The sequence below is a fragment of the Thalassospira sp. CH_XMU1448-2 genome (assembly GCF_037027285.1).
In the GTDB taxonomy this organism is placed as follows: domain Bacteria; phylum Pseudomonadota; class Alphaproteobacteria; order Rhodospirillales; family Thalassospiraceae; genus Thalassospira; species Thalassospira profundimaris_C.
Genome location: NZ_JAYMEA010000002.1, coordinates 259,298 through 273,399, shown reverse-complemented (window position 1 = coordinate 273,399; position 14,102 = coordinate 259,298). Strand labels below are relative to the sequence as shown.

At 51.9% G+C, this 14,102-nt stretch carries 12 protein-coding genes; 4 read left to right on the top strand and 8 right to left on the bottom strand.

The features are described 5' to 3' along the window. Positions 1-141: 141 nt before the first annotated feature. From WA318_RS08565 to WA318_RS08535, 7 genes are all read right to left on the bottom strand, one after another. Positions 142-2,214, bottom strand: a complete 2,073-nt coding sequence (locus WA318_RS08565) for an ATP-dependent helicase (protein WP_336080592.1) — start codon at positions 2,212-2,214, stop codon at positions 142-144. Then, complete coding sequence (locus tag WA318_RS08560) at positions 2,196-4,244, bottom strand: ATP-dependent nuclease (protein WP_336080591.1); 2,049 nt, start codon at positions 4,242-4,244, stop codon at positions 2,196-2,198. The genes WA318_RS08565 and WA318_RS08560 overlap by 19 nt, the downstream gene beginning before the upstream one ends. A 364-nt stretch (positions 4,245-4,608) precedes the next feature. Further along, the gene (gene hydA, locus WA318_RS08555) at positions 4,609-6,024 is read right to left on the bottom strand and encodes a dihydropyrimidinase (RefSeq protein WP_336080590.1); all 1,416 of its coding nucleotides are present in this window, start codon (positions 6,022-6,024) and stop codon (positions 4,609-4,611) included. Positions 6,025-6,041: 17 nt separating this feature from the next. Next, positions 6,042-7,292, bottom strand: coding sequence for a cysteine desulfurase-like protein (locus WA318_RS08550; RefSeq protein WP_336080589.1), 1,251 nt, complete (start codon positions 7,290-7,292; stop codon positions 6,042-6,044). Between the two features lie 33 nt (positions 7,293-7,325). Further along, positions 7,326-8,066 carry an amino acid ABC transporter ATP-binding protein gene (locus WA318_RS08545; RefSeq protein ID WP_114099913.1) on the bottom strand — a complete coding sequence of 247 codons (741 nt, stop codon included), beginning with the start codon at positions 8,064-8,066 and terminating at the stop codon, positions 7,326-7,328. Beyond that, positions 8,066-8,737, bottom strand: a complete 672-nt coding sequence (locus WA318_RS08540) for an amino acid ABC transporter permease (RefSeq protein WP_114099880.1) — start codon at positions 8,735-8,737, stop codon at positions 8,066-8,068. Before WA318_RS08540 ends, WA318_RS08545 begins: the two co-directional genes overlap by 1 nt. A gap of 96 nt (positions 8,738-8,833) precedes the next feature. Further along, the gene (locus tag WA318_RS08535) at positions 8,834-9,631 is read right to left on the bottom strand and encodes an ABC transporter substrate-binding protein (RefSeq protein WP_336080588.1); all 798 of its coding nucleotides are present in this window, start codon (positions 9,629-9,631) and stop codon (positions 8,834-8,836) included. A gap of 175 nt (positions 9,632-9,806) precedes the next feature. On the opposite strand from WA318_RS08535, the gene WA318_RS08530 reads away from it, so the two are divergent. Next, positions 9,807-10,496, top strand: a complete 690-nt coding sequence (locus WA318_RS08530) for a FadR/GntR family transcriptional regulator (RefSeq protein ID WP_114099878.1) — start codon at positions 9,807-9,809, stop codon at positions 10,494-10,496. Positions 10,497-10,507: 11 nt separating this feature from the next. Here WA318_RS08530 and WA318_RS08525 read toward each other — a convergent pair whose 3' ends face one another. Continuing rightward, positions 10,508-11,422 carry a LysR family transcriptional regulator gene (locus WA318_RS08525; protein ID WP_336080587.1) on the bottom strand — a complete coding sequence of 305 codons (915 nt, stop codon included), beginning with the start codon at positions 11,420-11,422 and terminating at the stop codon, positions 10,508-10,510. 120 nt (positions 11,423-11,542) lie between these two features. Here WA318_RS08525 and WA318_RS08520 point away from each other — a divergent pair, with 120 nt between their 5' ends. From WA318_RS08520 to WA318_RS08510, 3 genes are all read left to right on the top strand, one after another. Beyond that, entirely contained in the window at positions 11,543-12,847 is a 1,305-nt protein-coding gene (locus WA318_RS08520) for an aspartate aminotransferase family protein (RefSeq protein WP_336080586.1), read from the top strand. Positions 12,848-12,883: 36 nt separating this feature from the next. Continuing rightward, the gene (locus WA318_RS08515) at positions 12,884-13,240 is read left to right on the top strand and encodes a Dabb family protein (protein ID WP_336080585.1); all 357 of its coding nucleotides are present in this window, start codon (positions 12,884-12,886) and stop codon (positions 13,238-13,240) included. A gap of 92 nt (positions 13,241-13,332) precedes the next feature. After that, complete coding sequence (locus WA318_RS08510) at positions 13,333-13,959, top strand: hypothetical protein (RefSeq protein ID WP_336080584.1); 627 nt, start codon at positions 13,333-13,335, stop codon at positions 13,957-13,959. Positions 13,960-14,102: the final 143 nt, after the last annotated feature.

The following is a 14,102-nucleotide window of genomic DNA, read 5'->3' as shown; positions in this document are numbered from 1 at the left end:
ATCTCGCCCTCTCCCACCTATTACGGATTGCGACGAAACAAAACAAATGTTCAGAAAAGGGATTCCGTTCCCCTTTTCCAGCCTTTACAGGCTTGGGTCAACAGAGCCTAACTCGCCAACGGCTCGACCAAACCAGAACTCTCACTGGACACGAAATGCCTCTGGAAAATACGGAGACATGCGGTCGACTTCGGCCTGATCATTCATCAATCTTACGCAAACCAAGTTCTTTTTCGTCCGCGAAGCGGCAACATATAAAAGCTTCCTCGAAGCGATGTCTCTTTTCGTTTCTGGTATCTCGCCTGAGAAACAATTTAGAAAGTCGTATTCTGTCGTCCATCCATACTCGTCTATCACTAGAAGAACGTTCTCTATTCCAGTTCCTTTCGTCTTATGCATGGTGGCGAATCCGACATCATTTTCATCATAATCATAGAAAGACAATACTTCAGAAAACGGGAGTTTTTCTGAAAAAAATTCGTCGTAAAAGATTTTTTGCTTTAGTTCTTTGTCTCTGTCTTTGAATTCCGCTTCAATTAGGTTCGCATCGAGATCCCCTCTTGGCGCGATCTCGATTTCCTTGAGCATCTGCACTTTGGTTCGATAGCCACTTGCGTGAAGAGCTTCAAAAGCTGCGAAGACGGGATCATCCTGAAGTCTCTCCAACAGCTCTTTCCGTCGAACCAAAAAAGCCTTGTGGCTCTCTGAGATTTTAATCAGCCCTGCTTTCGCGGCGAATTCGACTGCCTTGTACGCGGAAAGGTGTTCGGCAGTGAATGTGCGCAGCATCTCATCAAGCTTCGCTTTGTCAGAGACCGAGACAATCCCAAACCCCCGCTTCCGAAGGCTAGTGATCAAGCGATTGTATGCACGTCTATCCCCAGGCAAGCTCCGATGCAATGTAGTCAAATTGACTATTTCATCAAACTGCAATCGATCGAGCGTTTTTCTCATTTGATCTCGGGGTTCCTGGTACCGATCATCAAATATCTGATAGAGCTGTCCAAAACCCACATCGTTGGCAATCGATTTGTTCGTTAGCTTTAGTTGGACATAGCCCGGATAATCTTGACTAACCCTTCCAACGAGCTTATCGAGTGCTTTACGAAACGACGCGGCATTAGTTTTACGATCTTGTCTACTATCGCCCGTGTCTACTTTTTCAGGAGCAAAATCGTATAGCAGCTTTACGCTACCTTTCCGGCTCTCAAGGGTTTCAATCGTGCCGTCATCGAGCCTTTTTAGCGCTACATCTTGCTCTAATCCGTCTGTGCGAAATTTATTGGCGAAGGTTATGACCTCTGGGGAGCAACGGTAATTGTCATCTTTTTCAACAAGAACGACTTCCGCTGCATCAATGTGCTCTTGAGCGCTCCCTATACCGTCTGAGTAAATTGCCTGCTCGGAATCTCCAAACAAACCTATGATTGTTCTTGATGCTTTAGGCAGGCAGCGGAGCAAAACCCGAATAACATCCGGGTTGGTATCCTGATACTCATCAATGAAAATGCAATCATGCCGGTCCGAAACAATTTTCCCCAATATCGGGAACTCGTCGAACATCTTGCAGGCTATTTCGATTAAGCCGTCATGCCCGAATGATGGCTCATTGAAACTATCAAATTTTGTTTCATTGTAGAAAAATTCATCAGGGTTTCGATCTGTCAGTTTTGCACGAACTTCTTCGTTCAGCTCATCGATCAGTTTGTTCATCTGCGCGATGTACGCCTCCGGCTCCTTATCGTATTCGCTCTTCCTGGTCACCTTCGGCGTTAACTCGCCTAAGACAGTTTGGCGGCGTTTCTCCAATTTTTCGTAGGCCTTCTTGTAACGCTTATGTTCTTCAGACTTCCTGAGTATTTCGTCTCCACCATAGTGCTCATCACCCCAGCCTTCAAAAGGGGGAAGTTCGAACAGGATCGGGAAGACATGCTGAATGTTCCGCTTAAACGGCGAAATAATCCCGCTCAGAAACGAGTGGATGGTTGAGACCTCAATGTCAGCTGAAATACGGTCGGCAATCTCGTCAGCGGCTTTGTTCGTATGCGTGATGCATGCGATTTTGAGATTCTGATCGACAGAGAGCACTTTCTGCACAACCCTTTTCAAGCTCTCGGTTTTGCCGCTTCCCGCGCCGCCTTGAAGGAGAAAGTTCTCACCTCCAAGAACGAGTTCCGCAATCCGATCTACCGGATTCAATTTTTGTGAATCCATTTCAGGCCATCCATTATATATTTGGGCGTTTCCCAAGTTTCGCCACCAACCAGCGCCGCATAAAGAATCGCACCAGCAAAATCAGATTTTTTACTTATAATTTTTTCCGTTAAACCGTAATAGTCGCTCCCATCAAAATTATCGATTTCCTGAGTATTTGTTAGTCCTTCTAAATTGTCCTTTGTAGCCTTTATTTTTTCAAAGTTCTTTGAAATGAACGCGTCTTCGAAGGTTCGTGCGTGGTAGCCATTCTCTTCCAATTGGTAGGCAAGCTTGATTTGCCCTTCATCGGATGCAGCTTCGCCACTCAGCAGACACTCATGCCATTCTTTGTACGCGTCGACTTCGTCAATTGCCGGGGCCTCAAGGAAGTGCTTGAGAGTTTCATTTGATGTGTGCGAAGAGCCTTCTACTGGCCATTTTTTGTAGCTCGTCTTGCCGGTCTTTTCATTGAGCTCGGGCTTGGTCGTATCGATATCTGTAATGATAAGAGTACGGACACCGATGAACTCAAGGAATGGCGCAAACGCCCGCGCGTTCGCACCTACCTCAAGCACAGAGATGTTCTGAGAGGATAGGCCGCCTGTCTTGGCTGCCTCTTCATTCTCCTTATCGTGCATCTCAATAAATAATGGGAGAAGGACGCGTTCTGTTGTGCCTTCGATAAAAATTGCCTTACTGGCAAAAAATAGCTCTGCCGAATTGATGGTGAGATATTGCTTCAGGAATTTGAATAGCGCTTTGCCGTCTTCGCCATACTTATCGTATTCCTTGCTGAGATCAGTGTGGAAATTCTTGATAGAGACTGGCTCAGTTACGGACGGTCTCGATAGATAGCGAATATCCTCGAAGTCAGATTTCGATACGATATGAGAGGAGTGTGTGGTTATGAGGGCCTGTAAGCTTGGTATGTCAGATACCAAAACGTGGATTTTGTCTGCAAACACATATTGCATCTGCGGGTGGGTATGCGCCTCGGGTTCCTCTATCAACAGGAGGTTAAGTGGCGCATTTCGCCTTGAAATGTCGTCACGACAAAGTTCGATTTGGAGGAGAAGATAAAGAATATTCAGATAGCCAAGCCCGCTGTAGTTCTCTGGAAGGAAGTTATCGGTATCACCGTAGATGACCCGCGACGAGTTCTCGATAAGAGACTGGGACTGGATATTGGAAACGACTTTCAAGTCGCCGATGTCGAGAAAGTCGCGTGAGTTTTTTAAGAAACTGCCAAAAACCTCTTTGTATTGCTCACCCAGTTGCGTGTCGATATCTGCTAAAATCGATCTAAGCTTCTCTATGCTCCCGGCACCGGGCTTATCGGCGCTGGTATCGGCTTCACCCTCATTGTCAGCATCTGCCTCAATATTTCTTTCACGGAAGAATTTGGTTGATATGGCAGAAAGCGGCTTTGAACCGCGACCAGCATCCTCTGAGCTTGCAACGTTTCTGCGGGCATGGATGACTTGAAAGTTGAGAAGGGCATGAAGGCTAGCACGCTCTTTCTCCTCAAGCTGATTGCGATGTGACATGTAGTATGGTTGTTCGCCGTCATGCTCGAAATCATCAAATGCATAAACTCTTACATCGAGAAATTTTCCTGAAAGGTTGTTTTCGATAAACTTCTTTCGTTCTTCTGCGTCATCAGGGAGAACACGCAGGAGTTTGAACTTATCAATGGTGCATTCGAAGAGGATACTCGTGTGCCGCCGTTCTGGATCGAGGTCTAGCATAAATTCGGACAGAACTCCCAAATCATCTGCCTCGGTATAAGCGATGCGAAGAACCATTCTTATCGCGAGTTCATCGACGTTAGTATCGTCGTCTATTTTAAAAATGGCTCCGCGCAAGCTAAGCGGGAAATCAGTGAATGAAAACGTGTCCGGTCGCTCGAGGAATTTCTCTAACAACACTGCCAAAGATGTCTTGCCTGTATTGTTCTTCCCTACGAGCAAAGTCGTTTTTTCTCGCATATCAACGCAGCATTCCTGCAATAACCGGAAATTCTCAATTTTAATCTGCTCGATATGCATGTCTTTATCGCAATGTCTTTGGTTGCTGAGGCGCTTGGGTACATATAATTCAACTAATGTTATCATCCCGGTGGCATCGGAACAAAGAAATTTACATCTTTGAGTTGTGCGAGCGCCAATAGTTAAGCCCTTATCTGAGTAACTTCTCAGATAAGTTCACTTTTTAGCCACAGCCTAAACGCCGGATGGACAGCGAATTATTCAAGCCTTGATCGTGTTTCCAAAGACGGCGTTCATAATTGGCAACAAAAACAAAGGCAGCACCGATTTCAGGAGCTGCCTTTTAGTTTTGATGCGTATATCTCCAGCTTCCCGCGTGCGCGGGAATGACGGTGTGGGGTGATGGTGGGTGTCGCCGGTCTGATCAGACCGGCGTTGTTGTCACCAGATTTGATTTCTGTCGGGCCAAGTATTTGCCGTCGCCCTTTTGGCCGGTGACTTCGCCGTCCTTGACCACGGTTTTGCCGCGCACGATGGTGTGGACGGGCCAGCCTTTGACCTCCAAGCCTTCATAGGGGCTGTAGTCGCAGCCCTGTTGCAGGATGTCGTTGGTGATGGTGACGTTTTTATTGGGGTCCCAAAGGGCCAGATCGGCGTCGGAGCCAATCGCAATCGTTCCCTTTTGCGGGTACATGCCATAGAGTTTGGCGTGGTTGGTGGATGTCAGGGCAACAAAGCGGTTGAGGTCGATCCGGCCCTTTTGCACGCCTTCGGAAAACAGGATCGGCAAACGCGTTGCCACACCGGGGATGCCATTGGGTATCCAGCGGAAGCTTTTCTTGCCCTTTTCATTGAGCTTGCCTTCCGGGTCGTTAAAGCGGAACGGGCAATGATCCGATGAGAACAGGTCAAATACACCGCGTTCCAGACCATCCCAACAGGCGTCCTGACTTTCCTTGTCGCGTGGCGGCGGGGAGCAGACGAATTTCGCGCCTTCGAGTTCATTCTGATCAAGATCATCGGCGGTCAGCATGAGATATTGCGGGCAGGTTTCGCCCACCACCTTGCTGCCGCGCACGCGGGCGCGTTCGATTTCTTCCATGGCCTGTTTGTTTGAGACATGGACGATGACAATCGGGGTATCGACGATTTCGGCCAATGACAATGCGCGATGGGTGGCTTCGCGTTCTGCGGCAATCGGACGGGTTGTGGCGTGGGATTTGGCAGAGAATTCACCGGCTGCCTCGTGCTGGCCGATCAGGAAGCGAATGGCGTCCTCGTTCTCGCAATGCACCAGAACGAGTGCGCCGGTATTGCGCGCAGCATCAAGGGTATCGAGGATTTCATCATCGCGCAGACGCAGGTTTTCATAGGTCATGAAGACCTTGAACGAGGTATAGCCGTCCTCGACCAGGGCCGGGAGTTCCTGCCCCAAAACCGAGGGCGTCGGGTCGGTGACGATCAGGTGGAAGGCCACATCAATATGGCAATTGCCATCCGCCTTGGCGTGATAGACATCCAGGGAATGGCGCAGGCTGTCGCCCTTTTCCTGCATGCAGAAGGCAAGGATCGAGGTATTGCCACCAATGGCGGCCGAACGTGTGCCACTTTCGAAATCATCGGCCATGACGATGCCATCGCCGGATGGCTGATCAATATGGACGTGGCTATCGATCCCGCCCGGCATGACATAAAGCCCGGTGGCATCGATAATGTCATCCGCCCCGTCAAGGGATGCGGCGATGGCAGAAATCCTGCCATCCTTGATGCCAAGATCGGCGACATAAATGTCGCTGGCGGTAACGATGGTGCCGTTTTTGATGATGCGGTCAAACTGCATGATGTGGCCTGCCCCCTTTATTGATCGGTTGTATCAAGCAGACGGTCAAAGGCCGCGGTCAGACGGTCCACCTGTTCGATGGTGTTATAATGCACCATCGAAACACGAACTGCGCCGCCATTATCAGACAGGCCCAAAAATTCGACCAGACGGCGGGAATGGAAATCCCCAAAGCGGATGGCGATTTTTTCGCGGTCAATGATCTTGCAGACTTCCTCGGCGTTGCGATTATCGAACCGGAAACTGATGGTTGGGATGCGCGTGCCGTCGCGATTGTCGGCCTGCCCGATCACGACGCAATCATTGCGCCCGCGCAGGTATGACAGCAACCGGTCGGTCAGGGCATTTTCCTGATTTGTGATGGCCTCATAGGCGGCAACGATTTTGTCACGCACCGATCCGGTTTCCCCGGCCCGTTCGCCCAGTTCGCACAGGTAATCGACAATACCGCACACCGAATAGGCCATTTCATAGCTTGGATTGCCGGGCTCGAGCTTTCCGGGGACTTTATCCTTGCCATAGAAGTAATGATAAAGCGTATCAAGTTCGAGAAGCAGGTCATACTTCCCGTACATCATCGCCCCGTGCGGACCATAGGTTTTATAGAGGCTAAAGACATAATAGTCGGCGTCAAAGGCCTGCACATCAATTGCGCGGTGTGGCGCATAGGCCACCGCATCAATGCAGATTTTCGCACCATTGGCATGGGCATAATCGGCGAACTGACGCACCGGATTGATTTCACCAACAATGTTTGACACATGGGTGACACAGACCAGTTTGGTCTTGTCGGTCATCACGGCCTTAAGCCCGTCCAGATGCAGTCGCCCGGTCTTGGCATCGGGTTCCCAGAAGCGGATTTTCACGCCGAATTCTTCCAGTGCCACCCACGGCCCGATATTGGATTCATGATCGCCGATGGTAACAACGATTTCATCGCCAGCGGAAAACTGGCTGCGCATGGCGCGGGCAAGATTTTGCACAAGAACGGTGGTCGACGCACCGAAAATGATTTCCTCGGGGCGCGATGCATTGACCAGCTGAGCCGCACTTTTGCGGGCATCAAGAAGGGCCTCGGCTGCGCGTTTGGAAACCTCGTAAGACCCGCCGATCTGCACATTACGATTGATCAGGAAGCTGTTGATGCGATCGAGCGCCTTGGTCAGGATCTGCGATCCCCCGGCATTGTCAAAGAACGTCCAGCCATTTGAAAGTGCAGGAAACTGGCTGTGGACATAATCCATATCAAGGGTGCGTGTGTTTGCCATGAAAGGCATCCTCCGGGTGTATGGTTTCTATTTTTAATGATCGAGAACGGCGTGGAGGAAATTCCGCGTGCGTTCTTCTTTGGGGGCGTCGAATATTTCGGTGGGCGTGCCGGCCTCGATGATGTTGCCACCATCCATGAACAGCACCCGGTCGGCGACCTGACGGGCAAAGCCCATTTCATGGGTAACGACGACCATGGTCACACCAGTCCCGGCGAGCTTTTTCATCACGTCAAGCACCTCGCCGACCATTTCCGGATCAAGGGCCGATGTGGGTTCATCAAACAAAAGCACCTTGGGTTCCATGGCAAGCGCACGGGCAATGGCGACGCGCTGTTGCTGACCGCCGGAAAGCTGACCGGGATATTTATCGGCCTGCACCGAAATGCCCACACGTTCAAGCAGATCGCGCGCGCGTTTTTCGGCATCGGCTTCGTTCATTTTGCGGACCCGGATAGGGGCCAGCATGACATTGCGCAAGACGGTCATGTGCGGGAACAGGTTGAAAGACTGAAACACCATGCCGACTTCGGCCCGAACATCGGCAAGATCGCGACCGGGGCGCACCGGAATGCCATCAACGATGATTTCGCCATCATCCTCGAACGGTTCGAGATGGTTGATGCAGCGGATCAGCGTTGATTTGCCAGATCCCGAAGGCCCGACGACGCAAACCACCTCGCCCTGCGAAATTTCAAGATCGATGCCGTGCAGGACAGTGAAATTGCCATAGGCCTTGCGGAGGTTTTTGATTTTGATCAGGGGCGCTTTCATCATGTTCTCCCGCGGCTAAAACGTTTTTCAAGACGGGCGACGAAACGCACCATCGGCAACAGCAAGATCAGATAGATCACAGCCGCCCCGATCAGTGGCGTCGGGTTGGCAGAAAGGGCCTGTGCCTGTGTTGCCTGTTTGAGCAGGTCGGGCATGGCAACAACCGATGCCAGTGCGGTGTCCTTGAGAACGTTGATGCAGTTATTGGTCAGTGGCGGGATAACGATGCGGATCGCCTGGGGCAGAATCACATCGGTCATGGTATAGCGGTTGGAAAGACCAAGGGCGGCGGATGCCTCGAACTGACCTTTGGGGATGGCTTCGATCCCGGCGCGGAAGATTTCTGCGGTATAGGCCGCCGAAACCAGTGTCAGCGCCGTCACCGCCGAAAAGAACGGCGACAGACGAATGCCCACAAAAGGCAGCGCGTAATAAACAATGATCAAAAGCACCAGAAGCGGGATCGAGCGGAAAACATCAATATATCCGCGCACCAGCGCATTGGTCACCGGCCCGGCATAAAGCCGCAAAACCGCCAGAAAAAGACCGCCGATCAGACCGGCAATAATACTTGTGATACCAATCCCGATGGTCACAAGCAGGCCGTTTAGCAATTGCGGCAGGCTGGCAACCAGTACGGGGATGTTAAAGAAAGTCGAAAATAAATCCATTTCACCACCAGTTCAAATTCACCCTGCCGACAATGCCGGGAGCCGCATGCCAATATCGGGGGCATCACCGGCAGGGTTGATGTGCGATATGCGCGATTATTTCAGGGTCGGCATATCGAGCACTTTGACCGTCGAGGTGGTGTCTTCGGGAACGGCACCGAACCAGGTTTCATGCAGACCGGCGATGAAGCCTTCTTTTTTCAGTTCGGTGATCACGTCATTGACCTCGGTTGCCAGCGCGGCATCCTTGTTGAACATGATCGAGTATTTTTCACCCGTGGTGATGCGCTCAACAACCTTGAGGCTCGGCTTGTCCTTGACGTAGTAAAGCAGTGCCGGAATGTCGCTGATATAGCCGTCAATACGGCCTGCGGTCAGATCAAGCATCGCAGGCGAAAGGCCTTCGTAGCGACGGACATCTTCGATGCCATATTCGCCACCGTTTTTGGTGACCCACATATCCCCCGTGGAGCCGGTATCAACACCGACAACCTTGCCCTTCATGGCATCGAGACCGGTGACACCGCCTGCTGCGGTCGCGGTCAGGGACTGGTCACTATCGTAATATGGCTGTGCGAAGGTCACAGACTCAAGCCGCTTGTCGGTGATGGTGATCGAGGAAACTGCCATGTCGATACGGCCCGATTGCACCGCCGGGAACAGACCGTTGAACGGAATGTTGACGAATTCGACGCTTTTGCCCAGACGCTTGGCGATTTCATTGACCAGATCGACTTCAAAGCCAACCACGGTGCCGTCTGCGGTTTCGAATTCCCACGGAACGTTGCCGATATTCGCCCCGACCGTCAGATCGGCGGCATTGGCCGAGCTTGCGACACCCATCGCAAGAACCCCACCGACAACGGAAGCCGCAACATATGAAAAGAGCTTCATTTTATTATCCTTGTGTTTTTCGATATCCCTGATAACTACTGGTCTAACTGGTCAGACCAGTTAGACCACAACGAAACATAAATCCGGAACCGTTGCAAGTGGGTTGGAGAAAAATCGTGACAAGCACACAACCAGCGCGGTATTCGCTTTAAGAACAAGGAACGAGGGAAGAGCAATGTTCAACAGGACCCTTTTGCCACAATCAGTGGCACGGGAAATTCAGGGGATGATTCAGGACGGCACCCTGAAGCCCGGCGAAAAGATTCCCTCGCAGCGCGAATTTGCTCAGAAATTCGGGGTAAGTCGCGCGTCGCTTCGCGAAGCCCTTTTAACGCTCGAGACCCTTGGCCTGATCAAGACCGAAGCCGGACGTGGCACCTTTGTTACCGCCGGTGGCACAAAATCAGAAGGCGATATGGCGCCCTGGCGCTATTCGGAAACCCATAGCGTTTTTGACGTTTTCCAGACCCGTCTGATCCTCGAAGGTGAAATCACGGCACTGGCCTGCGGCCGGTTGGCAGCAACCCAGTTTGAAGCCATGGAAGATGCCACCAACCGCATGGAAAAATGCTGGGCCGATCAGGACCTTATTGCCAATGTCGAGGCCGACCTTGAGTTCCACGGCACCATCGTGGCGGCATGCAGCAACAGCATGTTGCGTGATCTTTACAAAACCGTGCGCGATCAGATCACCGAAACCCAGCGCCAGCCGATTCCGATCACCGACCCGGAACGCATGCGCGAATCCATTGGCGAACATCGCAAAATCATGGCGGCCCTGCGCGACAATGACGCGGACCGTGCCCGCAAGGAAATGCAGGCCCATGTGCGCAATACCGCACGCTGTGCGGGTTTGCAGGCCTAGCACCCCTCCCCTTACAAAAACGGCAGCATGTTTTTGACGTGATCGGCAAAGGCGGCTGAGGCGGGGTTTTGGGTGCCCTCGCCTGCCATCACCTTAAGGCCCAACTTGGGCAAGGCCGGTAGCGGCGCTTTGAGGATGTAAAGGTCATTGGGCACCGCCTTTTGCATCATCACACTGATGGCAAGCCCCGAACGGGCCACCGCGATCAGGCCGGTCAGGCTGCTGCTGGCATAGGAAATCTTGTAGGGGATAAGGGCTGCGTCCATGGCATCACACGCCGCCTTGTGATCAAGGGCGTTTGATGCCGGAAGGGCAAGCGGGATGGTGCGGCCGCTTGATGTTGTGGTGTCGCCTGCCCCTTCTCCGATCCCGGTTCCAATCCCTGTGCCGAAATCATGCAGATCAAGGGTCGGCTTTGCCCCGACCCAGGCCAGTTGTTCGGTCCTTGCGATATCGGGTTCCCCGTCCGGGTTGGCGACCGAGACCAATGCCAGATCAATCTGGCGCGCCCGCAGCATCTTATGCAGCTCCGGCGTCGGGGCCGAAACCACCTTGATCTCCACATCCGGATAGATCGTCCCGAAGCTTTTAAGCAGGGCCGGGAAAAAGGCGATCAGGTAATCCTCTGGACAGCCAAACACCATCGAACCGCGCAGGCCCCGGTCGGAAAAGGCAAAGACTGCCTCGTCATGGAGTTTTAATATCCGTTCGGCATAGCCAAGGAACCGCTCCCCACTGCCGGTCAGGGTAACGCCGCTGCCACTGCGATGAAAAAGCGTCTGGCCCAGCGCGTCTTCAAGACGTTGAATTTGCATGGTGACGGTTGATTGCGTGCGCCCGACCTGAAGGGCGGTGGCGCTCAGCGTCCCGGAATGGGCGGCGCGCACAAAGGTCGTCAGCAGTTTGAGATCAAGCAAGGTTTGCATGGCTTTGCCACCGCATATCAATTTTTCCAATACCGGAATGCCATCATTATCAATTTTACGATGATATCAACAGCCGATACCCTGCATCCATCAAAGACACATGCTGACGGGGAGCCGATCATGTCAAACAATGCCGATCCGAAATTCTGGGATGCTGCCCAAAAACACCTGATCCGCTATGGCGGAACGTTTGAGCCCGCGATCATTGAACGTGCCAAGGGATCGTTTGTCTATGACACCGATAACCGTGCGATCCTTGATTTCACATCCGGGCAGATGAGTGCGGTTTTGGGGCATGGGCACCCGAAAATCGTCGAAACCGTGCAGCGGCAGGTCGAAACCGTCGCCCATCTGTTTAGCGGCATGCTGAGCCGCCCGGTGGTGACCTTGGCCGAACGGTTGGCCGCCCTTGCGCCGGGGCTGGATCGGGTTTTACTGCTTTCGACGGGGGCAGAAAGCAACGAAGCGGCCATTCGCATGGCAAAGCTTGTCACCGGCAAACATGAGATTGTGGCGTTTTCCAAAAGCTGGCACGGGATGACCGGGGTTGCGGCATCGGCGACCTATAGTGCCGGGCGCAAGGGATATGGCCCGGCCGCGGTCGGATCGCTTGCCATCCCCGCCCCCAATGCGTTTCGCCCGCGTTTCAGGAATGCCGACGGGTCGCTTGACTGGCAGACCGAGCTTGATGACGCCTTCACCCTGATTGATGCCCAATCGACCGGCAATCTGGCGGCATTCGTCGCCGAACCGATCCTGTCAAGCGGCGGGATGCTGGAGCTTCCAAAAGGCTACCTCGCAGCCCTTAAGCAGAAATGCCAGGAACGCGGGATGCTGCTTATTCTGGACGAAGCCCAGACCGGTATTGGCCGCACCGGCACCATGTTTGCCTTTGAACGCGATGGCGTGATGCCCGATATCATGACGCTTTCAAAAACCATCGGGGCGGGATTGCCGCTTTCGGCCGTGATGACCACGCCCGAAATCGAGGATGCCGCCCATGAAAAGGGGTATCTTTTCTATACCACCCATGTGTCCGATCCCCTGCCCGCCGCCGTGGGTGTCACGGTGCTTGATGTGGTGGCCGAAGAAAACCTTGTGGCGCGGGCGGGTATCCTGGGCAAGCGGCTGTTTGACGGGTTGGCCGCGCTGAAAGGTCAGTATTCATGTGTCGGCGATGTGCGTGGACGCGGGCTTATGCTGGGTATGGAAATCGTCAAGGATGGTGGTGCGCCTGATCATGATCTGGGGGCTGCGATTGCGCGTGAGGCGTTTAAACGCGGGCTTAGCATGAATATCGTCAAGCTTCCGGGCATGGGCGGCGTGTTCCGCATTGCCCCGCCCCTGACCATTTCCGAGGACGAACTTGATCTTGGCATTTCGATCATTGGCGACAGCATTGCCGCAAGCCTTAATGGTCGCTGATTGTGGGACCTTATTGACAGACCAGACGAAACAAAGGTGAAATCAGGCAAAGTCAACCTTCACAAAGGCACTGTCATGATCCGCCATATCGTTCTGGTCAAATTCCAACCCGGCATCAAACAGGATGAAATCAACAGCCTGTTTGATGCCCTTGCCAATCTTGGCACGCTTATTCCCGGCATGCGGGGATTTGACGGCGGCATTTCCGTCAGCCCGGAAAAGCTTGAACAGGGTTTCCGTCATGGTTTCTGCATTGATTTCGACGATGCCACCGCACGCGACGCCTATCTTGAACATCCCGAACATCAGAAACTCGGCGGGCAACTGGTCGGGATGCTTGACGGTGGATTGTCGGGGTTGGTGGTGTTTGATCTGAGTCTCAACTCACATTAAACAGAGGCATTCATTATAGATAATTGAAGTAATATGCTTATTGTGACAGATATCTAATTTAAAGAAAAACAACCGGAATCAAAGCAAGATAGATGGAGAAGGAACTTCTACAAGCCTTAGCGAGTTTAGATTTTCTAGGAATCGATAACTTACAAGACGCAAAGAACTTTGCTGTTTCAGTCAGCTCATCGATTGCTGCAACTGCAATGCTATTCATTGTCTCGCCTTTCCGGAGATTGATATCTGCTATATTCCTGTTTTTACCTAACAAAATAAAAGAATATCGAGACATCAAACCTGACACAGGAAAATTCATATTCTACAGACTGATCAATGATACAGATGAAGTGGTGAAAGGAACGCTTGAAATCGGATTTTTATTCCCACGTATATATGCGAAATTCCGATCCCCTTACATCACCAAGACAATATCGAATTTGGGGAAGATTGAGCAAACACCAAACTTCTTGGTAGTTCGGTTCAAGACAAGCCCATCGTTCTATATTTCCATAAACAGAGCCTCTTCAAAGATATTCGAAGACGTCCGAATTGGCATGATTTTGGGTGTAAGCGCAGAAACCGGCAGTCAGTACGCTGGTCCTGTTTTGCTCGTAAAGAACGAGCTTCCTATTGAGACCGTCAAGGCTTTGCTCGAGAACCGACAAACTTACTATAATGATCTAACAAGCTTCAGAAAGCTTGTTAGAGAACAGCTATAGGAACAAGGTTTTCTCAGACACACAGTGAACACTGCAAATTTGCGCAACATCAAAGAATGCAGTGCGGCAACCTATTAGGATCATTCCAGAAAATCGGACATTGCAAGCGTAAGCGAACTCTGGTCAGATAATACGATCCGAGA

Coding starts and splice junctions, on each gene's coding strand:
- WA318_RS08565 (WP_336080592.1), bottom strand. CDS start 2,214: ATGGATTCACAAAAATTGAATCCGGTAGATCGGATTGCGGAACTCGTT.
- WA318_RS08560 (WP_336080591.1), bottom strand. CDS start 4,244: ATGCATATCGAGCAGATTAAAATTGAGAATTTCCGGTTATTGCAGGAA.
- hydA (WP_336080590.1), bottom strand. CDS start 6,024: ATGCAGTTTGACCGCATCATCAAAAACGGCACCATCGTTACCGCCAGC.
- WA318_RS08550 (WP_336080589.1), bottom strand. CDS start 7,292: ATGGCAAACACACGCACCCTTGATATGGATTATGTCCACAGCCAGTTT.
- WA318_RS08545 (WP_114099913.1), bottom strand. CDS start 8,066: ATGAAAGCGCCCCTGATCAAAATCAAAAACCTCCGCAAGGCCTATGGC.
- WA318_RS08540 (WP_114099880.1), bottom strand. CDS start 8,737: ATGGATTTATTTTCGACTTTCTTTAACATCCCCGTACTGGTTGCCAGC.
- WA318_RS08535 (WP_336080588.1), bottom strand. CDS start 9,631: ATGAAGCTCTTTTCATATGTTGCGGCTTCCGTTGTCGGTGGGGTTCTT.
- WA318_RS08530 (WP_114099878.1), top strand. CDS start 9,807: ATGTTCAACAGGACCCTTTTGCCACAATCAGTGGCACGGGAAATTCAG.
- WA318_RS08525 (WP_336080587.1), bottom strand. CDS start 11,422: ATGCAAACCTTGCTTGATCTCAAACTGCTGACGACCTTTGTGCGCGCC.
- WA318_RS08520 (WP_336080586.1), top strand. CDS start 11,543: ATGTCAAACAATGCCGATCCGAAATTCTGGGATGCTGCCCAAAAACAC.
- WA318_RS08510 (WP_336080584.1), top strand. CDS start 13,333: ATGGAGAAGGAACTTCTACAAGCCTTAGCGAGTTTAGATTTTCTAGGA.